Source organism: Flammeovirga sp. AWQ4_249 (assembly GCF_056161045.1).
Genome location: NZ_JBSWYJ010000045.1, coordinates 1 through 26,010 on the forward strand (window position 1 = coordinate 1; position 26,010 = coordinate 26,010).

A 26,010-nucleotide genomic window follows, 5' to 3' on the forward strand; every position below is an offset into this window, starting at 1 on the left:
AAGGCATTACATTATCCGATGTAAATGCATCTATGCCAACGTTTACAGCACCTCAAGTGGATGAAGATATGGAATATACATTTACACTTACGGTTACTTATGGTGAAGAATCATCAACAGATGAAGTAGTTGTGACAGTGAAGAATGTGGCGGAAGTTATTATACCTGTAGCAAATGCAGGTACTGATCAAACGGTTGAAAGTGGTGTAGAAGTAATGTTGGATGGATCTTTATCAACACCAGCTGAGGCAGTATTGACATGGACAGCACCAGAAGGCATTACATTATCGGCTGTAAATACAGCTAAACCTACCTTTACAGCACCTGTTTTGGAGGAGGAAGTAATGTATACTTTTACATTAAAAGTATCTTATGAAGGACAAGAAAGTAGTGACGAAGTAACGATTACTGTAAAAGCAAAAGAAATCGTAAACAGTGTTGAAGATTTAGCATCTCAATTAGCGATCGCTTATCCAAATCCAACATATAATCAACTTACTTTAGATTTAACAGATAAGGCAGAAGTTTCAATTCTTCAAACATCAGGACAATTAGTTGATTCTACATCTCTTCCAATGGGAAAGAATACCATAGATTTATCTAATTATTCTAATGGAATCTACCTAATCCAAGTGAAAACAGAAAATGCTTCTAAAGTGATAAGAGTAGTGAAAAAATAATTAAAAAATAGTGCGATTAAAAACCCTTATTACGTTATGTGATAAGGGTTTTTTTATGCTTAAATAATCTGTAAATATCCTCATTTTAAGAAGGAAGGAGTATTTAGTTCAGCTTACTTTAAGCTGACAATACATATAATTAACGTACATTTTTTAGAGGTATAAAAATGACCCCTGTATCTTATACACTTTTACCCTAATTTTTACCTGATAACTAATAGTTTTGTAAATGTAGTATTGAAATAGAAGGATAGGATGACATTCCTTTTTTGATGTATAGAAATGATAACCATGACGAATTATTACAGCTTTATTTTATTATTAATCATAACTTCATTGAGTGCATGTTCAAGTATCTTGAAACAAGCCTCGAATATTCCTCCTAATGTTATCTTAATCATAACAGATGATCAAGGTTATGGTGATATTTCGGCACATGGAAATTCAGTAATTAATACTCCGAATATTGACCTTTTACATGATGAAAGTGTACGTTTAACGGATTTCCATGTAAGTCCAACATGTGCACCAACGAGAGCTGCAATTATGACTGGACGTCAATCCAACCGTGTAGGAGTTTGGCATACAGTAATGGGTCGCTCAATTCTTTTTGAAAGTGAAAAGACTATGGGAGAAATTTTCGCTGAGAATGGATACAGAACAGCATTATTTGGGAAGTGGCATTTAGGGGATAATTATCCATTTGCTCCACATCAGAGAGGCTTTGATGAAGTACTCACTCATGGTGGTGGGGGGATAGGTCAAACACCAGATTATTGGAATAACGACTATTTTAATGATACCTATCTTCATAATGGTAAAGCGCAAAAAGTAGAAGGGTATTGTACTGATATATGGTTTACAGAAGCGACTAAATTTATCAAAAAGCAAAAAGAAGAAGGGAAGCCTTTTTTCTGTTATATATCTACAAATGCTCCACACAGCCCATTGAATGTACCAACACAATATGTTGAACCCTATTTAAAGAAAAATGTAAAAGGAAACAGAGCAAAATTCTATGGTATGATTACCAATATTGATGAGAATATCGGTCAATTAAGAAAGCAACTAAAAGAATGGAATATTGCTGATAATACTATTTTGATTTATATGTCAGACAATGGTACTGCCTATGGTGCTTCATTCAAAGATGGTCATTTAAAAGATGGTTTTAATGCCAAAATGAAAGGAACAAAAGGGAGTGCATATGAAGGTGGACATAGAGTCCCATTTTATATTTATTGGAAAGATGGAAATATTGAAAAGGGACAATTAGATGGATTAACAGCCCATGTTGACCTATTACCTACTTTGATGGGACTTTGTAATTTACATGACAAAGACAATATCACCTTTGATGGGATTGATTTATCCAAATCTCTTCAGAATAAAGAAAACCCAGAGCATAGAATCTTAATTGGTGACTCTCAAAGATTGGAGTACCCAGAGAAGTGGCGTAACTCATACACTATGGAAAACAATTGGAGGTTGATCAATGGGGAAGAGTTATATGATATTAAAAAAGATCCAGGACAAGCCAATGATATTGCTGATAAATACCCTGAAGTAGTAGCTCGATTAAGAAAAGCTTATGAGGAGAATTGGAAGGATATTGAAAAAGAATTTCAACGTTTTCCTTACATTAAATTGGGAAGCAAAGAAGAGAAAACGTCACTTTTAACAGCTCATGATTGGCATATTCCTGAAGGTCAAAAAATCCCTTGGAATCAAAAAATGATACGAAAAGGAGTAGATGGAAATGGAGAGTGGAGAGTACATTTTGTAAAGTCAGGAAAATATAAAATAAGTTTAAGAAGATGGCCATTAGAATCTAATTTAGGATTGATGGATGCTGCTCCAAAGTTAGTTACAGAAGCCCCAGGATATATTTTACCAAAAGGGAAAGCATATACATTTACAAAAGCCTATATAAAAATAGGTGAAAAAGTATGGGAGACTACTATAAGTGATGGAAGTAAAGAAGTGACTATTGAGGTAGAAGTAGCAGAAGGAGAAACAACAATGAGTGCTTATTTTTTAACAGCTCAGAATACTATACAAGGGGCTTTTTATACTTATGTCACTCCAACTGAAAATACACAAATCTAAGATATACTAAGAAATGAAAAATCGAATTATTTTATTTTTTATACTAACAATTCCTCTCCTAAAAATTAACGCTCAAGAGAAGGACAATAGACCAAATATCATCTTTATTTTAACAGATGATCAGTCTTATGGTTATATGGGAATTACTGGAAATAAGATTGTTAAGACGCCAAATCTTGATCGGTTAGCGGACGAAGGAACATTGTTTACGAATGCTCATGTTACAAGTCCCATTTGTATGCCTAGTAGAGTATCTATGTTTTTATCCCAATTTGAGAGAAAACATGGTGTCAACTTTAATTCGGGAACTGCAGTAGCAAAGACTGCTTGGAATAAGTCTTATCCTGTATTACTAAGAAAAAGTGGATATTATACTGCTTATGTTGGGAAGAATCATGCACCTGTTGGTCCAAATGGATATCAATCTGGAGTTATTGAAAAATCATTTGATTATTGGTATGCAGGACATAGACATTTGGGGTTTTATCCAAAAGAAAGACATGAAATATTTTCTGAAGCTGCAGAAGATACACAAATTGAAGTGGTAGGTGAAGCTGCAATAGATGCTTTGGATAATAATGAATATCGATTGGAAAAAGCTATTAAGGTAATGGACAAAAGACCAGATAATAAGCCTTTTCTATTGAATATATGTTTCAATTTACCTCATGGCGCTGGAACTGAAAGCATGAAAATGAGAGAAAGTGACCCTGAAATATATAAGTCACTTTACAGAGATCAGGATATAAAATTAGCATCAAATTACCTTGCTAAGAATGAAATCAATACACCTAAATTACCTCACAGTATTCATCACACTATTGACCGTCAGAATATTTATGACTATGTCAATACTCCAGAAGAAACGAAAGAAAGGTTGATTCGTCAATATCAAGCGATGACTGGAATTGATAGGCTCGTAGGTAAATTGAGGAATAAACTCAAGGAAATGGATTTGGATAAAAATACTATTATTGTTTTCACTTCTGATCATGGATTATTGATGGGACAATATGGTTTAGGTGGAAAAGGGCTTTTGTACGAAACCTGTACACATGTTCCAATGATTATTTTAGATCCTAGAGTTCCAAAACAACATAGAGTAAAAACATCAGATGCACTCGTTCAGAGTATTGATATTGCACCTACTTTGTTAGATAATGCACAAGTACAAATTCCAAGTTCATTCCAGGGGAAAAATATTTCACCGCTATTAACCAAAGGGGAAAAAACGGAAGTAAGAGAGTATATATATACTGAAAACCTATGGTCTAATCATTTTGGTAATCCAAGATGTGAGGCGGTACAAGATAAAGAATGGAAATATATAAGATATTACAAAAATGAAAACTTTTCAGCGTCAGATAGAATTAAATATACTAAAGCATTAGGTTTTAAAACGAATAAAGCACTTTATGGTGTTACTGATAAAGAAATAGCAGTATATAGAAGTTATGCAGAGGGACCACTTATGGGAGAAGAAACTGTCTACGAAGAACTTTATTGTCTAGAAAAAGATCCAAAAGAGCAGGATAATTTAGTTTCTAAAAAAGCTTATCAAAACAAACTTATGCAGATGAGACAGGTTTGGAATCAAAAGATTAAAGAAGCAAGAGGGAAGGGGCAACCTGATGTAGATAGATTCACAAATGAATCTATGGCAGAAACACAAAAAAGAAAAGAATTATAAAACTAATATTACAAATTACTAAGATGAAAAAACTTACCGTAATAGGGATATTACTCTTGTGGAGTTGGGGAGCGAGTGCTCAAAAAACTCTTCAAAAAGGATTAAATAACCTTCAGGAAAATAGCTTTAATGAGGATTGGAAATTTAGTAAAGGAACTCAAGAAAAAGGTATGGATCCTACGCTAGACGTAAGTAAATGGCGATCACTAAACTTACCCCATGATTGGGCAATTGAAGGACCTTTTGATGTAAAATACAATGCTCGTGCAGGTGGTCTCCCTTTTCATGGAGAAGCGTGGTACCGCAAATCTTTTGTAGTACCAAAAGAATTAGAAGGAAAGAAGGCTTTCATTCATTTTGAAGGAGTGATGAATAATTCTGAAATCTTTTTAAATGGCAAAAAAATAGGAGAAAGACCTTATGGATACATCGGGTTTCAATTGGATATGACTTCTCAACTAAAATTTGGAGAAGAAAATATTATTGCGGTAAAGTGTGCTCCTGAGGATCTTAGCTCTCGTTGGTATCCTGGTGCAGGTATTTACCGTGATGTTTGGGTAGAATACAAAGCACCTGTACATATTGCTTTCAATGGTACTTTCATCACTACACCTGATGTGAGAGGAAATAGAGCAATGATTGAAATGGAGACAGAAGTTGTAAATACTGAAAAGACAACAAAAATAGTTCAATTAGAAACTGTGATCTATTCACCCGAAGGGGAAGAAGTAACTAGAAATTCTAAAGAAGTTAAAGTAGCAGGAAATACAGAAATTGAGATCAGACATAATTTTTTTATTGACGATGCTCAATTATGGGATTTAGATAGCCCTAGTTTATATAAAATAGTTAGCCGTGTTCTAGATGAAAAGCAAATTTTAGATATTAAACAGTCTAAATTTGGTATTCGTACCATTGATTATGGTCCACAAAAAGGTTTTGTTTTAAACAATAAAAGAGTAAGATTACAAGGTGTTTGTTTACATCATGACCAAGGTCCTTTAGGAGCAGCTGTTAATCGTAGAGCAAAGCAAAGACAGCTAGAAGTTATGAAAGAAATGGGAGTAAATGCAATTAGAACAAGTCATAACCCACCTTCAAAAGCACTTCTTGAATTATGTGATGAAATGGGTCTACTTGTGATTGATGAAGCATTTGATATGTGGAGAATTCCAAAGGTTGAAAACGGATATGCTAAGTTTTATGATGAATGGAGTGAAAGAGATTTGAGAGATATGATTCGTAGAGACCGAAATCACCCGTCAATTATCATGTGGAGTATTGGAAATGAAATTTTAGAGCAAAGTAAAAAAGACGGTTGGAAGGAAACTCGTCGTTTAGCAAGAATTACAAAAGACGAAGATTTATCTCGTCCAGTGACTGCAGGCTTTAATTATTACCCCGCTTCTGTGATTAATAAATTAGCACATGAAGTAGATATTCCAGGCTTTAATTATAAGCCAATGAAATACAAAGAAATAATAGAGCAACATCCTGATTGGACGATTTATGGTTCAGAAACATCTTCATGTACAAGTTCTAGAGGAGTCTACCATTTTCCTATTGAAACATATAAAAAACACCCTTCACAACAAGTAACGAGTTATGATTTAATAGGACCTATTTGGTCTTCACCTCCTGATTTAGATTTTGATATGTTGGCTGAAAACCCAAATGTTTTAGGAGAGTTTGTTTGGACAGGTTTTGATTATTTAGGTGAACCTACACCATATGGAGGTCGAGACAATTCAACGAACGGTTATTGGAATGATGATTGGCCAGTACATTCTTCTTACTTTGGTATAGCAGATATTTGTGGATTCCCAAAAGACCGTTATTATTTATACCAAAGCCAATGGACAAAAGAACCAATGGTACATGTCTTACCGCATTGGAATTGGGAAGGTAAAGAAGGTGATGTTATTCCAGTTCATGCTTTTACCAATTGCGAGGAAGTAGAACTTATTGTCAATGGAAAATCTTACGGAAAAAAAGTAAAAGGAGTAGACTTAACTGAAATTCCTATGATTCATAAATTCTGGGATAAGAGTAAGCCATATATGTCAAAATATCGCTTAAGTTGGGAAGTACCATACCATGCTGGAGAAATAAAAGTTATTGCCTACACTGACGGTAAAGTAATGACTGAAAAAGTAATCAAAACAGCTGGTAAACCTCATCATATTGAATTAAAAGCGGATCGATCTTTAATAGCAAATGATAGTAAAGATATATCATATGTTACGGTGAATGTAGTAGATAAAAATGGAAATCTATGTTATACAGCTGGAAATGATATTTCTTTTAAAATTAAAGGGCAGGGACTAATGGCTGGTGTTGGTAATGGAGATGCTTCTTCTTTGACTTCACTACAAGGCAATAAAATGGAAGTGTTTAGTGGTAAAGCATTAGCTATTGTTAAGGCACAAAAAAATGCAGAAGGTTCTTTTATTCTGAAAGCAAGTTCACCAGGTTTAAAATCTGCTGAAATTGAAATTAAATTAAATGCTCCTTCACTTTAATAATTACTTTAAGATCAGATAGCAAACGAGCTCAATATCTGAAAAATCATATTGCACAAGTGTATAATCTTACACTTGTGCTTTAATGTAAAATAGATATTTAATAATGAAATACGAAAAACTAATTTTTGAACTAAAACACTAAATTGAAATGAAAAAATGGATTATATCTTTACTTCTTTTAGGAGGACTTCAAGCATGTCATACGAATGAAAATGAAGAAAAAGCATTCCCATTTATTCTACCGGATGAAAAACCAAACCTTGAAGTAAGCGAGGCAATGAATAGAATTTATAATGATTATAATGCACCTCAACCTCAAAATAATGAACTATTTAGTCAATTTAAATATACAGAGATAACAAGCTTTGATTACCATGATCATGATGGGACTGTAACAAGAAGAGACCCTTCTAAAGTCATTTACCATAATGGTAAATATTATGTTTGGTATACCTATCGAAATACACCAACACCTCCTCAAGGAGCAGCAAATTCAAACGATACAATTCCTTCATCTGATTGGGATTTATCAGAAATTTGGTATGCTACTTCAGAAGATGGTTTTCATTGGGAAGAACAAGGAGTTGCGATAAAAAGACCTGAGAAACCTAATGTTGGGTGGAGGTCAGTAACCACCACAGATATATTAGAATGGGAAGGAAAGTACTATCTATATTATCAAGGATTTATGGAAGCTAGCGGTAAAAGAGGAGATGATTGTCCTGTTGCCGTATCATATGCAGACTCTCCAGAGGGACCTTGGACTCCCTATAATCAAATAGTTATTCCTAATGGAAAAGAAGGAGAATGGGATCAATACTCAATACATGACCCTTACCCATTAGTACACGATGGAAAAATTTATTTGTATTATAAATCAGACTTTAATGAAAAACCTAACCTTGTAAGAATGCAAGGATTAGCGATTGCGGATCACCCTCTTGGACCATTTAAAAAACATCCTTTAAACCCTGTTATTACTTCAGGACATGAAACAACATTATTTCCGTTTAAAGGTGGAGTTGCAGCTTTAGTCTACAAAGATGGACCTGAACATAATACAATTCAATACGCTGAAGATTGGGTAAATTTTGATATTGCTTCCATTACAGAACTAATGCCAATTGCAGCAGGACCACATGTTCCAGATGCATTTACTAATACAGAAGATGGTGAAGGAATTACGTGGGGTATATCTCACTTTGTAGGTGTAGGAGGAAAAGGAAAGAGACATGGAATGCTTGTACGTTTTGATTGTGATTTAAGTCAAAAAATAGACGATCCACAAATGAAAAACCATCAAGTGTATCACAAGCCAGAAACTTATTACAAACAGGGATTGACTCCAAAACAAAAGAAAAGAATTAAAAAGCAAACAGAAGATTTATTATCATCAGTTCAATGATGTTGTAGACTAACTTTGCTACTTTGAGAGAGGTGAGTGTTTAACTTTTAACACTTCCTCTTTTTTTTTGTAAATGAGATAGTAATTTATGATTCTTAAAATGTCTAGTAGCAGAAAATGAATTACTACCCTGTAATATTACTTTTTTTGCCCTTTTTGAAGGTAAAAACAACATTTATACAGTTTTTGTCTAGTTGATTTAATTGTGATGATCTAGATATTTAATGATTATTGTGAGGTGATAATTACTTTTATATTGATGAAATTAAGAGAACATCAAATAAGAAAAAGTAGTTGCCTATTCATAAAAAAGTAATCTATTTTTTTTGATCATTGCAAAAAAACGAAGTGAAAAGATTATTTTTTTAAACTTATTTTTTACTAACTAAACAATAAAATGAAGAGAATTATACTTTATGTCTTAATGACATTTTTTGTGGCTGAAGTATCAGCACAAAATATAGGCGTAGATGTCAATGTTAATGTAAAACATAATCAAGGTGGAGATGCCCAATTTGACAGAGAAAAATACATTGGTATTCACGCTGGAATTAGAGAAAATGATTGGACACAGTATGGAACAGCTAATCCTGTTGATATTAAAAATGACTTCTTGAATGATAAAGATGTTTATTTAGGGAGAAATACAGGAACCATTACATGGAATATTAATTCAGTTTTGAATGAAGATCCCAATAGACCTGGATTTGTAAATCTAAATCAACTCAGAACTGAAGCCAAAAAATATAGAGATAAATTCAAAACAAGAGCAGATTACGTCAATTATCAAAATAGAAATAATTCAAGTATTCTAGCGACGCAACATCACCCCTTTTATCCTGATGGTACAAAAACCAAAAAAGGATGGGCATTTTCACAAGCAGATACTGAGGAACAACCTTTTGGTACTGCTTCTGGAGAATACAGTGCTCATTTTATTAAAGAGTTTTATGGAAATGGGTCAGAACAAAGACCTAAGTTTTTCGAAGTGATCAATGAGCCAGTTTATGGTAAATTTGGTTGCGAGGATTGTGGAGAAACAGATGAAGCTCTTGAAGAAATATTTAGATATCATAATGCAGTTGCTCAAGAAGTGAAAAAAGTAAACCCTGATATCCTAGTCGGTGGCTTTACCACAGCTTTTCCAAACTTTGATTATGACAATTTCCAAAGATGGGAAAAAAGATGGGACAAGTTTATGAATATGTCTGGCGAAAACATGGACTTTTGGTCAGTTCACTTATATGATTGGCCAGCCATTAGAAACAAAAGGTTACTGAGAAGAGGAAGTAGAGTTGAGGCCACTTTGGATATGATCGAGCATGCAAGTATGGATAAATTTGGGGTCGTAAAGCCAATTTTAGTATCTGAATACGGATGTCAAGTACATACTATGATCAATGATCATTGGTCTAAAGAAAGAGATTGGCATTTACTGAGATCTTATATTTCTATGGCAATGACATTTATGGATAGATCTGAACACATAGCCAAAGCATTGCCATTTATTGTAGTGAAAGCTACTTGGGGAACTCAATCTAATGGTGCACCTTACAATACACGATTATTAAGAAAAGAAGGTGAACCTTCTACTTCAGATGGAGATTGGGTTTATACAGAATTAGTGCGTTTCTATGATTTCTGGAATGGAGTAAACGGTACAAGGGTAGATATCTTATCAGAAAATGTAGATATCCAAACAATAGCAACAGTAGATGGAAACCGACTATTTGTGGTTTTAAATAACCTAAATAGGAATGAAGAAACGATTGATTTAAATATCAAAGGATATGAAGGAAATACTATACAAGAAGTCAATATCAGACATCTTTATGGAAGTAATGGATTACCAATTTTTGATGAAAAAACACAAGGTAATGCACCTGATCAAGTGACGTTATTTTCTGAATCAGCAATGGTATTAGAATATGTTTTTGAAAATGACGTAGAGATAAATGAAACTTCTGAAGAGAGTAAATATTATGCAGATCGTTTTTATCTTCCTATCAATGGGAATGAAGAAGAGTTTGCTTTTCAAGGTATTGATGTGAGTGATCAAGGTGAGGCTGTATTAAGATTAGGATTTGGTAGAGCACACAATTTATCTAAACAGCCCAAAGTAACAGTCAATGGAACTGTAATAGATGTACCTGAAAACGTAAGAGGAGAGCTTCAAGAGGATAGAGATGCTTTCTTTGGTGTGTTAGAAATTCCGGTACCGCACAATTTATTACAAGCAAATAATACTGTAAAAGTACATTTTCCTGAAGCAGGTGGACATATTACTAGTATCAATATGAGAGTATATAATTTTACAACTGAGATTGAGCGTACTTTTAACGGAGATAATAATACAGAAGATCCTCTTTCAGTTGATAATTCTAACAAGTATGGAAGAATTATTATAGCTCCAAATCCAGTATCTGGTGGTCAATTATCTGTCAATCTGTTGGACCAAAATCAATTGCCATCCTCTTTGTCTTTGATGGATATAAATGGGAAAGTAATTAAACAAAATAACGTTATTTCCAACAGATTATCTATGACTTTGCCCAATGTGCAATCTGGTATGTACTTACTTAGATTTGAATATGAAAATCATATTGTTACGAAGAAAATATTAGTTAATTAACGGATTGAATATATGTAGCTTAACGATTTTTATACCCGATTCATACTCAGTAGAGCTGTTCGATACTTTTTATTGAACAGCTTTTTTTTTAATCATAAATTAATCAACAAATTTCAAAATAGAAACATTTGACACTTTATTAAATGTTTTTAATATTCTAAATTGTGGTAATTAATACTGGAAACTATAGCAAACTTCTCTCATTTTTTGCAGGCTATCTTCCTATTGTTATTGATGAAAAGCTAATAGCTGTTTTCTTATTTTGGTTTGATGTTATAACATTGATCTTAGTGACAACTAATGTTCAGGATCATCTTTTACAGCATAGGTAATAAACTATTTACTATTTAATGGACAGGAAAAAATTTGGATTTTTACCCCCTAAAAATTGAAATTTATTTTTTCAGGTTGGAGTCAAATCATCAATAAATAAGGGTATAAAATACGTATAATAATAGTTTGACGATTTTTGATTTGCATTGAAGTGAACATTAAATCTATATTTCAGCAGCAAAAAAATTAGGAAAAGCTATGATTGTATGAAGTGAAAAGTACACTACTATCTATTTATTAAAGATCAAAATGAATATGAATTATCAATATCATTTGCTTCAAAATCATGAAAATTTTTGAAGTTAAATAACACGTAAACAAAACTTTAATAGCTACTACTATTTTTTTGATTGTTACATTTTAAATATTTTTATTTCGAATATCAATGAAAAGACTTCTTACCAGTCTATTATTGTGTATTTGTGGTTTTGCTATGGCCAAAGAAATACACGTATCCAAAAACGGAAATGACAACAACACAGGAACACAGGCTAATCCTTATCTAACAATTCAAAAAGCTGCATCCATTGCAATAGCAGGAGATATTGTGATTGTCCATGAAGGAATCTATAGAGAAATGGTTGAACCATCCAACAATGGGACTGCGACAAACCCAATTACTTTTAAAGCTGCTAATAATGAATCAGTAGTTGTTTCTGCTGTAAATAAAATCGATTCCTGGACTTTAGATGCGAATGGGATTTATAAAGCCAATGTGACAATGCCACTTGGAATTGAAAAAAATGCATTGTTCTATAATAGCAATAGAATGGATATCGCTAGATGGCCTAATAATGCTGATAATGATCCATATACTCCTGATGCTAAATATATTTCTGGAGGATCTGGTTCACACATAGAATATTCAGGCATACCAAATTATGATTGGAGTGAAGGGTATATGTGGTATCTTGGAGCACATTCAGGTGCAAGCTGGACAAGAAAGATTACATCGACAACCACTTCTAGGGTTAATTTTAATTCAGTTGATATTTCAAAATGGCCCTTTGGCGTTCATAATCCTACCGTTAACCGTAATGGACATAAAGGGATTTTTTATCTTTTTAATAGCAAGGGAGCACTAGATATCGAAAGAGAATATTTTTATAATAGTAATGAAAAGAAAGTCTACTTTAAAGCTCCATCAGGTGAGAATCCATCCAACGGAAATTGTGAATATCGAGCAAGAGAATATGTTTTTAAGCTAACAAAAAACTATATTATTTTAGATGGAATAACTACGTTTGGTGGTATAGTATTAATTACTGGAGATCATAATTCAGTGAAAAATTCAACAATAAAAGAAGGTATCCCAATTTTAGATGAGTTAGATAATACAGATGCCCAAATTGGAAGTGGAGCACTCACAATCGAAGGTAGCCATACTTTAATTGAGAAAAATTTAATTGAAGGAGGAACAGCCAATGGTATTTCATTGCTCGCTGCATGGAAGGGATCTACAGATGCTATTATTAGAAATAATGTCATAAGAAATTTTAATACTTTGGGTATTCATGCAGAACCTATTCGTTCTAATTGTCCTAATACGATTGTTGAAAATAATACCATTTATGGTGGTGGTAGAAGTGGTATATATGTTAGTGGTGCAAATGCCGAAGTAGCGTATAACAATGTATACGATGTGATGAAAATTAATGCGGATGGAGGCGTCTTTTATACTGTAGGAAATGCTAATTATAAAAATTCTGAAATTCATCATAATTGGTTTCATAGTTCAACTGCAGCACCTCATGCAGGTTATAAAGTAGCTGGTATTTATCTTGATAATAATAGCAAGGGGTATAAGGTATATAGGAATGTTGTGTATGATGTTTCATGGACAGGAATTCAAATAAATTGGGACAATTGGGGATTGGACTTCTTCAACAATACCATCTATAATGCCTCGGAAGGTATGGGAAGATGGGAAAATGGCTACACAATGGATGATGTTGTACTCATAAATAATTATGCAAGCACTGGACCTTGGTATGGTACGGATATTCAACCCGAAAATATCATCAATGAAAATAATCCTTTTAAAAATAGTAATGCCATGAATTTTGAACCAGTAAATGGTTCTTATCTAGTCAATTCAGGTAAAATTATTCCTGGATATACTGATGGTTACAATGGAAGTGCACCTGATATCGGAGCTTATGAGAATGGTGGTACAAGATGGGTTCCAGGAGCTGATTGGACACCTGATGATAACAATACATCAATAAATTCTGTTGTAATCAGAGAATTTCCAACAAATGTACAAAGTGGAGAAACATTTACGATTAATGTGGATTATAGCTCTACAGCACAACATGAAATTGTAGTATTGGTAAATGATCCTTCAGGAAGTTGGATAACAAGTGTAAAACAAACTGTCAGTGCTGGTAATGGATCAACTGTAATGACGATTGATCAACCTCAAAATTGGACTGTAAATAATAATTATCAATTAGGTGTTTCTATCCGCCCTATTGGTGGAGATTTTTCTACTAATCTTGACTATGTATCTGCCAATTTCAATGTCACCAATACAATCAATGATAATTCAGTCGAGTTTAATTCATCTCCATCATCTGTAAAAACTGGTGAGGATGTAGTTGTAAAAGTGGATTACATAGCCTCTGAACAGTTAGATATTGTGGCTATTGTCAATGCACCCAATGGAACTTGGTTAGCCAATAAAACAACTAGAGTAAATGCAGGGGCAGGAACGATATCATTAAATGTAATACAAAATTATAATTGGAATATTGGGTCAGATTATAAATTAGGAATTTGTATAAGACCTGTAGGAGGAGATTTTGATTCTAATTTAGATTATAAATCAACTTTTTTTAATGTAACTGCTACAAGTACATCATATTCTTTCCAAAATCAAGGAAGTTTTAACTATATAAGTAGTGCAAACCCAGATCAACTGGAAACTGTTGGTAGCGTTGGAAGTACAGAATATTTTGAAATTATTGAAAATGGAGATGGTACTATTTCCTTAAGAGGTAGTAATGGAAATTACGTGAGTTCTGAAAATGGGACAAAGGAATTGACTTGTACTAGAACAAGTATTGGAATCTGGGAAAAGTTTATATTAGAAGATTTCGGAAATGATATTTATGCTTTAAAAGGGAATAATGATTTATATGTACGTGACAATATGTTATGTACAAGTACAGGAGCTTCGAACTGGCAAAAATTTAAATTAAATGGTGAAAGTTCATCAGCTCGAACAATATCAAGAATTACCCTTGAAGAAGAATTGTCCCTTTATCCAAACCCTTCAAAAGGAGAAGTGAAAATCTCATGGGGTACTGAAAAATATCTAAAAAATATCAAAGTTTTCAACTTAGAAGGGAAAGAATTATTACAAAAAGAATTTAATGAAAAATATGCTTCAACAAGATTAGATTTAAGTGGATTTCATCATGGTGTTTATATTCTTAGAATTGAATTAGGTGGAGAAAATATTTTGAAAAAAATAGTGATTCAATAATTATTTAAAACTAATCACTAAAAAAGTAGAGTTGATTTTTCAGCTCTACTTTTTTTGTTTTTTGAATATTTACATATCGAATAAATACAATATTTGATACTTTGGTGTTGAATTTATTTCGAAATATATACATAAAGTATGAAGTGCTTATGTTGTTGAGTTAAAATGCAGTTTATTTATGTTTAAGCCAATATTTTTATCAATTCTAGCACCCTTAAATCTTCTATATACAGTTTTTGTCTAGTATTTTTTCTTGCTTTTTGAGCTGTAAATTTCAAATATTGAAATATAAATAATGGGTAAAGTACAATTTATATACATTGTATACATAAATGTTTCCATAAAGAAAAATGATTATTTTAACCGCGGTATCATTGACTTTATAAATTCATTTTCACCCAAAACTAAATTTTTACTAACTATACTTTTATAAAATGAAACGAATTATTCTAAATGTTCTTTTTACCTTTTGGGGGCTAGTTTCTTATGCCCAAAATATTGAGGTAGATGTCAATCTAAATGTAATGCATAGCCAAGAAGGAGAATCTACTTTTGACAGAGAAAAGTACATCGGTGTGCATGCAGGGATTCGAGAAAATGATTGGACACAATATGGTGCTTCAGATCCTGTAGATATCAAAAATGATCTCTTAAATAATAGAGATGTTTATTTGGGTAGAAATACAGGTACTATCACCTGGAATATCAATTCAGTACTAAGAGAAGACCCAAATCGTCCGGGATTTGTCGATTTAAATCACCTAAGAAGTGAGGCTAAAAAATATAGAGATGCTTTTGGAAATAGAGCAGATTTTGTGAATTATTTAGGCAGAAATAATTCAAGTATTTTAGCAACGCAAGCACACCCATTTTATCCCGATGGTACTTTGACAAACAAAGGTTGGTCATTTTCTCAAAAGGACACTGAAAATGAACCTTTTGGTACCGCTTCTGGAGAATATATTGCTCATTTTATCAAGGAATTTTATGGAAATGGGTCTGAACAAACTCCCCAATATTTTGAAGTCATCAATGAACCAATTTATGGATTATATGGCTGTGAAGATTGTGGAGAGACGGATGAAGATATTGAAGCAATATTTAGATATCACAATGCTGTAGCTCATGAAGTTAAAAAAGTAAACCCTAATCTACTTGTAGGTGGGTATACTTCTGCATTTCCGAATTTTGATTATGATAATTTTCAAAGATGGGAAAAACGATGGAACAAATTTATGGATATGTGTGGTGAAAATATGGACTTTTGGTCTGTACATCTTTATGATTGGCCAGAAATTAGAAATAAAAGGCTCATGAGAAAGGGAAGTAGAGTCGAAGCTACTCTGGATATGTTGGAACATGCAAGTATGGATAAATTTGGTGAAGTAAAACCCATTTTAATTTCTGAATACGGTTCTCAAGTACATACGCTGATTACCTCTACTTGGTCAAAGGAAAGGGATTGGCATTTATTGAGGTCTTATATTACCTTGGGCATGCAGTTTATGGATCGATCTCAACATATTGCTAAAGCATGGCCTTTTATTGTTCTAAAAGCAACATGGGGGACACAGCCCAATGGTAATCCATACAATACTCGATTACTAAGGAAAGAGGGTGAGCCAAATTCTTCGAATGGTGATTGGGTATACACTGAACTCATTAAGTTTTACGACTTTTGGGAAGATGTAAACGGTACTAGAGTAGATATCCGTTCAAATAATGTAGATATACAAACTTTAGCCACAGTCGATGGAAATCGCTTATTTGTCGTTTTAAATAATTTGAATAGAAATGCTGAAACTATTGATCTTAATATAAATGGTTATGAAGGAAATGCTTTAAACCAAGTGAAGATTAAACATCTATATGGTAATAATGGTTTACCGGTACTTGATGAAAACATATATAATTCTGCTCCCAATCAAGTGACATTATTATCAGAATCTGCAATGGTGATAGAGTATACTTTCCAAAATGATGTAGAGGTTGATGAAACTTCAAATGAGACAAAATATTATGCAAATAAATATTATTTACCGATTTCAGGAAATGAAGAAACTTTTCAATTTTCAGGGCTTAATCTTTCACAATATGGTGAAGCAATCGTAAGAATTGGTATGGGTAGAGATCATGATTTATCAAAAAATCCAATTGTAAAAGTCAATGGAAGTTTAGTACAAGTTCCTAATAATGTGAAAGGAGAATTACAAGAAGATAGAGATGCATTTTTTGGAGTATTAGAAATTCCTGTTCCTTATCATTTATTGAATGCGAATACTACCGTAACAGTTCAATTCCCAGATAATGGTGGACATATTAGTAGTGTAAATATGAGAGTGTATAATTTTTCTACAGAAATAAACAGATCATTTGAAAGTAATCTCAATAACAAAATTACGATTGCAGATCATCCCAATAATATATTATCAGGAGATAATTTCACTGTACAGGTAAATTATGAATCAGCAACCCAAAATGATATAGTAGCCTTAATAAATAATCCTTCAGGTACTTGGTTGACAAGTACAAGAAAAACAATTGAAAAGGGAATTGGTACCACGACATTGACGCTACCTATTAATGAAAATTGGACCGTTGATAATGGCTATGTAGTAGGGGTTTCCATACGACCTGTAGAAGGAGGTTTTGATTCGAATTATGAGTACAAGACCTCTAATTTTAATATCACTGATGCTGTAAATTTAAACACGGTAGCTTTCGATCAAGCACCAACATCGGTTGAGTCAGGGCAAGATGTAAAGGTTAATGTCGCCTATGAAGCAGCAGAGCAACTAGATATTGTAGCGATTGTGAATTCACCTGAAGGTTATTGGCTTGCTAATAAAACAACAAGGGTTAATGCAGGGACAGGAACAGTGGAACTTAGTATCACTCCAACGACGGAATGGTCGTTAGGCTCAAACTATAAATTAGGAATTTGTATACGTCCTAAAGGAGGTGATTTTGCTTCAAATCTAGATTATCAATCAACATTTTTTGAAGTAACTAGTCCCAACAATAGGTATTCATTACAAAATCAGGGGAGTTTCAAATATGTTACAAGTGAGAATGCGGAAAAACTACAGACGACTTCTTCTAATGTAGGTGATTTTGAAACTTTTGAATTAATAGAAAACGAAGATGGAACTGTTTCTTTTAAAGGTAATAATGGGTTGTTTGTGAGTTCTGAAAATGGGTCTAAAGAATTAACTTGCACAAGAGAAAATATAGGGAATTGGGAGAAATTTACATTAGAAGATTTTGGTAACGAAATCTACGCCTTAAAAGGGAATAATGATCTTTATGTGAGAAACAATATGCTTTGTACTAGTCAAGAAGCTACAGCTTGGCAAAAGTTTAAATTGACAAAAGTTCCTATATCCTCTTCTTCTGCAAGGATCATTACACTAGAAAAAGAACTTGTAGAATTAAATATTTATCCGAATCCAACTGACAAGAATCTTACTATTCATTGGGGGCATTTGATTCAAGAAGCAACATTATTAATATATGATATTCAAGGGCAAATGATGAAGTCATACCAATTTGATCAACAGTTAACTCAAGAAAAAGAAATTGATATTTCTGATCTTGAAAAAGGTATCTATATTTTGAAATTTAATGTTGATGGAGAAACAATTAATAAGAAAATAGTAAAGCAATAATATTCTATTAATCATAAAACACCACAATGTATTCATTATTTGTGGTGTTTTTAGTTGCAGTGATGCAAGGGGGAGAATGCGTAATAAATAGAAGGGTCTTTTTACATTGATATTCTTTTTTGAGTGTTTAAACCTCATGTAATTCAAGGTACTATGATATATTCATTGATGAAATAAAAAGAAATGAGTTAATGAACTTCTAGAACAAGCAATCAATATCATGAAAAAATTAATAACTAGTATTTTATTATGTTGTACAAATATAATGTATGCCACTGAATTACATGTGTCCAAGGCAGGAAAAGATACTAATATAGGTACATCTGATCAACCTTTTTTAACTATACAAAAAGCAGCTAATGTTGCTCAAGCAGGAGATATTATTCTTATTCATGAGGGAGTGTATAGAGAAACAGTGACAACTCAGAAAAATGGAACAGCAAGTGCACCAATTACTTTCAAAGCCGTAGAAGGTGATTCTGTTGTGATTTCAGCTATTGATATACTTGAAAATTGGGAAGCTGTTGATAATGGTATTTTTAAAGCGAGTGTGACAATGCCTTTGGGAATTGAAAAAAATGCATTTTTTTATAATGATGACATGATGGATATTGCTCGTTGGCCAAATAATATAGACAATGATCCTTATACTCCAGATGCAAAATATATTAGTGGAGGTTCAGCAAGTCATATTGAATATAATGGTGTTCCTAATTTTGATTGGAGTGAAGGTTACATGTGGTATTTAGGTGGTCACTCTGGAGCAAGTTGGACTCGTAAAATTATTTCGACAACTAATAGTCAAGTTAACTTTGAAGCAGTAAATATCAATAAATGGCCTTTTGGTGTACATAACCCTACCGTTTTGAGAAATGATCATAGAGGCATTTTTTACCTTTTCAACAGTTTAGAAGCATTGGATAGTGAGAGAGAATACTTTTATGATAAAAATAAAAAAGAAGTGTTTTTTAAAGCACCCAATGGGGTAAATCCATCAACAGGAAATGCAGGTTTCAGAGCAAGAGAATTTACTTTTAAAGTATCTCACAATTATATTGTAATTGATGGTATTGAAACTTTTGGAGGAATAGTTTTATTAGAAGGAAATTATGATATTCTACGAAATTCTACTGTAAGACATGGTATTCCTATTTTAGATGAATTGGACAATACAGATGCTCAAATCGGAAGTGGCGCTGTAACAGTTGAAGGAAAATATACTTTAATTGAAAATAATCTTATTGAGAAAGGAACTGCAAATGGTATTTCTATGCTTTCGAGGTGGAAAGGTACTTCACATACTACTATTAAAAATAATGTTGTACGTAATTTTAATACTATTGGAATTCACGCAGAACCAATTCGTTCCAATTGTCCAAATACGGTGATTGAAAATAATACTATACATGGAAGTGGAAGAAGTGGTATATATGTAAGTGCAGAGAATGCCATCGTAGCCTACAATGATGTATATGATGTAATGAAAATCAATGCGGATGGAGGTGTTTTTTATACAGTAGGAAATGAAGAGTATAAAAATTCTGAGATTCATCACAATTGGTTTCATCATTCTAATGCAGCCCCTCATGCAGGGTACAAAGTGGCAGGGATTTATCTAGATAATCACAGTAAAGGGTATAAAGTATATAATAATGTCGTTTATGATGTTTCTTGGACTGGTATACAGATCAATTGGGATAATTGGGGCTTGGAAATTTATAATAATTCAATCTATCAAGTGTCTGAAGTGATGGGTAGATGGGAAAATGGTTACACAATGGACGATGTAATTATCATTAATAATTATGGTAGTAAAGCTCCATGGATTGGAACTGATATTCAAAATGAAAATGCGATAGATGCCAATGATCCATTTGAAGATCTTTCGAAAATGAACTTTATGCCTCAAGTAGGTTCTGTACTGATAGATGCAGGCAAAGAAATACCAGGTTTTACAAATAACTTTGTGGGTTCTTCTCCAGATATAGGTGCCTATGAAAGAGGGGGAGAGAATTGGATACCAGGAGCAGATTGGATGCCTAAGGATTATATTACAGAAATTGAGGAGGAAGAAGAAGAAAAAGATGATATTATTAATGCTATCGATAGCAAAAGTAAAAAAGTGGGTATTTATCCAAACCCATCTAATGGTAAGGTTTTTCTAATAATACCTCAATCATCAAACTCTATTTCTTTTTCAATTTTTAACCTCAATGGTCAGAGAATAATAGACAATCAGAAGTTAGAATCTTCAACAATCAATCTAACAGGATATCAAAAAGGTATTTATGTTTTAAAACTGAATATTGATGGTCAATTTCTCTCAAAAAAAGTTGTATTAAATTAGAAGCTTGAGGAGTAAAAAAGGGTAAGAAAACAATTGTTTTCTTACCCTTTTTTAATGTTTTCTTATCCAATATTTGAGATAAATTCCTCTAAATTCTCCTGTCTTGAAAGGCCAAGTTTTTTGCGTAACCTATACCTTGTTGTATGTACAGATTCGGTAGAAATTCCTAATAATTTTGCCATTCCCTTACTATCAAAGTTTAGTTTGATTAAGGCACAAATCTTCTGATCACCTTGAGTCAATTTAGGAAAAAGAGCATTCAATTCTTCGTAAAAGTTTTTATTGACCTCTACAAATCGAGCCTCAAACTCTTTCCAGTTATTATTTGTATTTAAATTAATTTTCTTTGATAGTCGATTGATTTGATTAGCGTCAGGAGTTTTCTTTAATTCGATTAACTCTTTCTTTATTTCTGCTAAAGTTTCTTCATGCTGAATAATTTGAAGTACAGAAGAAGTAAGTTCTTTGTTTTTAATTTCAAGAACCTCATTAATTTTTTCTTCTTCCATTTTCTGTTTTTCCAAAAACAGTTTCTTATCTGCTTTATATTTATTCCTAAAATTTCTGTAAATGAAGAAAACAACGAGAACTAAACCAGAAATTGTGATGTAGAAAATAATATTTCTTAGATAGTTAATTCTACTTTCTTGAATAAGTTTTTCGAGTTCTTTTTCTTGTAGAATTTTTTTCTGTTGTTCTTGTTCCTTTCTAAATTGATCCTTTATCTCTAAGAAAGTTCTATTACTAATAGATCGACTCCCAAACTGTTTTTCATTTAGTTCTTTTGCCTTTTTTAGATAGGCATAAGCTTGTTGATGCTGACCTAATTTTAATTTCACTTTAGAAATTTCTTCATTAATCAATGGTAATAAATCAGAATGACTTTTATGAAGGTTACCAGCCTCTAGTGCACTTATATAGTATCTCTCACTTGTGTTTAATTTTTTCATTTTTTGATAGATATTACCAATGAAATAGTGAAAGATAACGAGATAACTATGTTGTTTTGTTGAAAAATAATCATTTAATGGTAATAATTGAGCTAGTGCCTCTTCATATTTCTCTTCCTCATACAGGAGGTAACCATATTCTGCATCAATAAAACTGTTGTTATTTTTTTGTTCGCTGATTTCTTTAATCAAACTTTTTTCCAATAGACATGTATCTAAATAAGCTCTTGCTAGATTATATTCCCTACTTTTTCGAGCAAGTGTTGCTTTAGCATAATAGTTATCAATTAAAAGATATCTATTGATGGCTTTATTCATTTTACAGATTGAAATTGCTTTGTCAAAATATTGGTTAGACAATTGTTCCCTTTCATAAAAACTATAAAGCCACCCAAGTCCATTATATATATTAACTCTCAATAAGTCATCTTCTTTTTGGTTTGCAATGGAGAGTCCACACCAATATCCATCATAGGCTTTTCCAAAATCACCATTGTGGGCATACAAGTAAGATAAACTCGTCAAGGACTTTATCCATTGTGTACTATCCTTTTCTTGTTTTGCTATTGTAATAGACTGTTGAAATAATTTTTCTGCACTATCTGGATTTTGAAATTTTAACAATTCTGCTTCTTCAAATAATGTAGGTGTATCTTTTACACTCAATTTTTCCTGAACATCGTCATTTTTGTTAATGAAATTAAATGACGTATCATTGTCAAATTGAAAATTAGCTGAAAAAGAGTAAATGTTTTGCCCTAAAATAAAGATAAAAAATAGTAAATATTGTCTAGTCATAATTTAATAAAAGTCTTGTTTTTGTAAAATCAAAAATACTGATAATCAGTTGTTTAAAAATAGATTGTATAGTTTATAGAAGCTTAAATATCATTGCTTTAATGTGCTGTACAGTTTTGATCTAGTCAAATATAATAGGAATAATTTAATTTTTCTCATCTTTGTTAAGGGTTTCGCGAACACTTATTCTTATTTTACACTAGTCAATCTCAATACACTTTTTTGTTGTGAAATGAAATCGAATACTGACTAGCTCTTTTTAATCTAAATTAACTTTTAAAGTATGAGTAAGACTTATAGAATTTTTAAAATTACTCTGACCTTATGTATCCTCTCACTTTGCTATATTGAGAGTTTTGCACAAGGAGTTTCAGAAAATATTGTTGGAGGTAAAGTAATAGATATTGAGTCAGGTGAACCAATACCTGGAGTTAATATAAAATTACAAAATACTACTACTGGTACAACTACTAATTTTGATGGTGAATTTACACTTTCAGCAACTCCTGAACAGAGTTTAATTATTTCCTTCATTGGCTATAGGGAGCAAACAATTAAAGTAGGTAATAAGACTTATTTTGATATTAAACTTTCAATAGATGTTGAAGCACTAGATGAGGTGGTTGTGATTGGTTACGGTACACAATCGAAAAGAGAAATTACTGGTTCAGTTGCTTCAGTTGATTCTGAAACGATTCTTAAAATCCCAACTTCAGATGTTGGTGAGTCATTACAAGGTCAAATTGCTGGTGTAGATGTTCAAGCTAGTTCTGGTAGACCAGGCGATGGTTCTAATATTCAAATTAGAGGTGTCGTATCAGCAACATCTGCAGGAGGACCACTTTATGTAGTAGATGGTATTCCTTTCCAAGGAAACCCAAATATTGCACCTGAACAAATAGAAAGATTAGAAGTCTTAAAAGATGGTGCTGCTGCCTCAATTTATGGTAGTAGAGCAGCAGGAGGTGTCATCCTAATTACAACGAAAAGAGGTAAAGATAATGACTTGAATGTAAATTTATCAGCTTATGCAGGTATTCAAAATATTACATCAGGTACACCTTTAATGAATACAACAGAACAGATGTATGTGGATAAAGTTCAATTAAATGCAATTGATCAAGAACCAATACATTTCTTATTCAATCCTAATGCATTATATAATGATAGTGACTTTGTAGGTGACGTTCAAAATAATAATGCTGGAATGCAATCTTATAACTTATCCGTTTCTGGTGGCACTTCAAATTTAAAATTAAATGCTTCGGCAAACTATTTTAACCAAGATGGGGTGATGATTAACTCAGGCTTTGAGCGTATTTCAACACGTATTAATGGAGAGTTTAAGAAAGATAAATTCAGAGCATTTGCCGCATTATCTGTTACGAATGAAGAAACAAATCAAGAACCATGGGGACTTTATGAATTTGCAGTTTTACAAAAACCTTATAATGCACCTCTTGGAGATGTTTTTAACCAAAGTTCAGTATTTGTAGAATCTCAAAATGATGTGACTTATGGTTGGTTAGCTCGTCAATTACAAAACACAGATGTTCGAGATGTAATGTCTACCAATATGGCTTTACAGCTTGAGTATGAGATAATTAAAGGCCTATCATATCAAGTAAATCTGGGTAGAAATACTTGGGAATATGACAGAACTTTCTTGAGACCACAGTTTTTGGTTTACAATAACAATGGTTTAGTACCACTTGCTTCTACGTTAGATGCTCAATTAAACAAAGATAATATGCAAAACTCAAGTACTACATTTGAGAATGTATTAAAGTTTAATAGAAAATTTGGTAAACATTCAATTGGTGTAACAGGCGTTTATTCATGGGAAGAATATCATCATGAAAGATCTGGTGTAGGTGTTGTAGGGTTATTATCTAATGATACACCAGTATTAGGAGCAGGAGAGACAGCAACAAAACCATATGGCTCTCAAAATACAAGAACTTTAATTGGTAAAATGTTGAGAGCTCAATACAACTATGATAATCGATACCTTCTATCTTTTTCAGTGAGAAATGACGGATCATCTAATTTCTCAGAGGAAAACAGATATGGTACTTTCTTTGGTGGTTCAGCTGGTTGGAATATCTCAGAAGAACAATTCTTCAAGAACTCAGAAACACTATCATTTATCAATAATTTAAAACTTCGTGCTTCTTATGGTGAAGTAGGTAATCAAAATATTCAAGCATATATGTGGATGCCAGTAATTGAAGCTGGTGTAGATTATCCATTTGGACCTGAAGGAAGTGAAGAATTAGGAGTTGGTGCAATCCAAAGAGAATATGCTAACCAGGATATTAAATGGGAAACAACAATCTCTAAAAATATAGGTATTGACGTTAGCTTATTTGATGATAAAATTCAATTCACTGCCGATGTTTATAAAAATGATAAGAAAGACATGTTATTAAACCAACGTCTGGCTCCTTCATCAGGTACTTGGGCTACAAGAGCTGTGAATTATTACAACAATATCGTTGTAAATGCTGGTAACATGTATAATCAAGGTATTGAATTGTCAATGTCATATAAAAAGATGCATGAAAGTGGTTTAAATTGGAGTGTAACTGCTACATATGCACAGAATGAAAATAAAGTCACTGACCTAAATGGATTAGAAGGTTTTGCCTTAAGTGGTGGTTATCCTGTCCAAACTAGAGCAGGTAGAACAGATCCTACTACATTCTTGATCAAAGGTTACGAAGCTGGAGCTTTCTTCTTATTAGAAAATCAAGGAGTAATTAAAACGCAGGAACAACTTGAAGAATATCAAGTATTAAATGGTTCTGCTATGATGGGAGATATGATGTATAAAGACCAAAATGGTGATGGTGTAATTAACGATAACGATCGTGTATATGCTGGTTCTGGTCAAGCGAAGTTTAATATGGGTATGGGATTCAATGTAGCTTATAAAGGCTTTGATTTCTATATGCAGTTGTATTATTCACATGGTGCAAAAATCTATAATGGATCATCATTGTTTGCCCATGGAGTTTCACGACATAAAGATTTACAATACATGTGGTCTCCACAAAATCCAGACTCTAATATCCCAACAGCTAGAGGTAATCAAGAGCATGAAAATACTAGAGCACGCTCTGATTATTTCTTAGAAGATGGTACTTATTTAAGAGTAAGGAATATAACATTAGGCTATACACTACCTTCTAAATTATTCAAAGAGAAAATAAACAATTTACGTTTCTATGTAACTGCTCAAAATCCATTTACAATTACAGGTTATGAAGGATATGATCCAGAAGTAGGGGGAGATGGTTTATATACAAGAGGAGTGGATGCAGGAAGTTACCCTGTAACAAGAAGATTTTTAGCAGGAATGAAATTGAACTTCTAAACTA

The 26,010-nt window shown here is 32.6% G+C and carries 11 protein-coding genes; 10 read left to right on the forward strand and 1 reads right to left on the reverse strand.

Annotated features, from left to right (window positions below; all coding sequences use genetic code 11):
- The 9 genes from ACXAHM_RS21880 to ACXAHM_RS21920 form a co-directional block, all read left to right on the forward strand.
- On the forward strand, positions 1 to 680 hold a 680-nt coding region (locus ACXAHM_RS21880), incomplete at its 5' end, for a T9SS type A sorting domain-containing protein (protein ID WP_474964886.1).
- 291 nt (positions 681 to 971) lie between these two features.
- The gene (locus ACXAHM_RS21885) at positions 972 to 2,789 is read left to right on the forward strand and encodes an arylsulfatase (protein ID WP_474964890.1); all 1,818 of its coding nucleotides are present in this window, start codon (positions 972 to 974) and stop codon (positions 2,787 to 2,789) included.
- A 13-nt stretch (positions 2,790 to 2,802) separates the two neighbouring features.
- The gene (locus ACXAHM_RS21890; RefSeq protein ID WP_474964894.1) at positions 2,803 to 4,479 is read left to right on the forward strand and encodes a sulfatase-like hydrolase/transferase; all 1,677 of its coding nucleotides are present in this window, start codon (positions 2,803 to 2,805) and stop codon (positions 4,477 to 4,479) included.
- A 23-nt stretch (positions 4,480 to 4,502) separates the two neighbouring features.
- Complete coding sequence (locus ACXAHM_RS21895) at positions 4,503 to 7,001, forward strand: glycoside hydrolase family 2 TIM barrel-domain containing protein (RefSeq protein WP_474964897.1); 2,499 nt, start codon at positions 4,503 to 4,505, stop codon at positions 6,999 to 7,001.
- Positions 7,002 to 7,152: 151 nt separating this feature from the next.
- Complete coding sequence (locus ACXAHM_RS21900; RefSeq protein ID WP_474964899.1) at positions 7,153 to 8,409, forward strand: glycoside hydrolase family 117 protein; 1,257 nt, start codon at positions 7,153 to 7,155, stop codon at positions 8,407 to 8,409.
- A gap of 397 nt (positions 8,410 to 8,806) precedes the next feature.
- The gene (locus ACXAHM_RS21905; RefSeq protein WP_474964902.1) at positions 8,807 to 11,041 is read left to right on the forward strand and encodes a T9SS type A sorting domain-containing protein; all 2,235 of its coding nucleotides are present in this window, start codon (positions 8,807 to 8,809) and stop codon (positions 11,039 to 11,041) included.
- A gap of 718 nt (positions 11,042 to 11,759) precedes the next feature.
- The gene (locus ACXAHM_RS21910; protein WP_474964907.1) at positions 11,760 to 14,864 is read left to right on the forward strand and encodes a T9SS type A sorting domain-containing protein; all 3,105 of its coding nucleotides are present in this window, start codon (positions 11,760 to 11,762) and stop codon (positions 14,862 to 14,864) included.
- 434 nt (positions 14,865 to 15,298) lie between these two features.
- Positions 15,299 to 18,532 (forward strand): T9SS type A sorting domain-containing protein, encoded by a 3,234-nt coding sequence (locus ACXAHM_RS21915; RefSeq protein ID WP_474964909.1) that lies wholly within the window; start codon positions 15,299 to 15,301, stop codon positions 18,530 to 18,532.
- Positions 18,533 to 18,752: 220 nt separating this feature from the next.
- A complete protein-coding gene (locus ACXAHM_RS21920; RefSeq protein WP_474964911.1) occupies positions 18,753 to 20,879 on the forward strand; it encodes a T9SS type A sorting domain-containing protein in 2,127 nt (708 codons plus the stop codon).
- A 62-nt stretch (positions 20,880 to 20,941) separates the two neighbouring features.
- On the opposite strand, the gene ACXAHM_RS21925 is transcribed toward ACXAHM_RS21920, so the two are convergent.
- Positions 20,942 to 22,627: a helix-turn-helix transcriptional regulator gene (locus ACXAHM_RS21925; RefSeq protein ID WP_474964915.1), complete on the reverse strand. Its 1,686-nt coding sequence runs from the start codon at positions 22,625 to 22,627 to the stop codon at positions 20,942 to 20,944.
- A 283-nt stretch (positions 22,628 to 22,910) separates the two neighbouring features.
- Here ACXAHM_RS21925 and ACXAHM_RS21930 point away from each other — a divergent pair, with 283 nt between their 5' ends.
- Entirely contained in the window at positions 22,911 to 26,006 is a 3,096-nt protein-coding gene (locus ACXAHM_RS21930; protein WP_474964919.1) for a SusC/RagA family TonB-linked outer membrane protein, read from the forward strand.
- Positions 26,007 to 26,010 lie beyond the last annotated feature (4 nt).

What these genes read in the sequence shown, in the direction of transcription:
- ACXAHM_RS21895 (WP_474964897.1), top strand. Translation starts at nt 4,503, where the DNA reads ATGAAAAAACTTACCGTAATAGGGATATTACTCTTGTGGAGTTGGGGA.
- ACXAHM_RS21915 (WP_474964909.1), top strand. Translation starts at nt 15,299, where the DNA reads ATGAAACGAATTATTCTAAATGTTCTTTTTACCTTTTGGGGGCTAGTT.
- ACXAHM_RS21925 (WP_474964915.1), bottom strand. Translation starts at nt 22,627, where the DNA reads ATGACTAGACAATATTTACTATTTTTTATCTTTATTTTAGGGCAAAAC.
- ACXAHM_RS21885 (WP_474964890.1), top strand. Translation starts at nt 972, where the DNA reads ATGACGAATTATTACAGCTTTATTTTATTATTAATCATAACTTCATTG.
- ACXAHM_RS21930 (WP_474964919.1), top strand. Translation starts at nt 22,911, where the DNA reads ATGAGTAAGACTTATAGAATTTTTAAAATTACTCTGACCTTATGTATC.
- ACXAHM_RS21905 (WP_474964902.1), top strand. Translation starts at nt 8,807, where the DNA reads ATGAAGAGAATTATACTTTATGTCTTAATGACATTTTTTGTGGCTGAA.
- ACXAHM_RS21900 (WP_474964899.1), top strand. Translation starts at nt 7,153, where the DNA reads ATGAAAAAATGGATTATATCTTTACTTCTTTTAGGAGGACTTCAAGCA.
- ACXAHM_RS21890 (WP_474964894.1), top strand. Translation starts at nt 2,803, where the DNA reads ATGAAAAATCGAATTATTTTATTTTTTATACTAACAATTCCTCTCCTA.
- ACXAHM_RS21910 (WP_474964907.1), top strand. Translation starts at nt 11,760, where the DNA reads ATGAAAAGACTTCTTACCAGTCTATTATTGTGTATTTGTGGTTTTGCT.
- ACXAHM_RS21920 (WP_474964911.1), top strand. Translation starts at nt 18,753, where the DNA reads ATGAAAAAATTAATAACTAGTATTTTATTATGTTGTACAAATATAATG.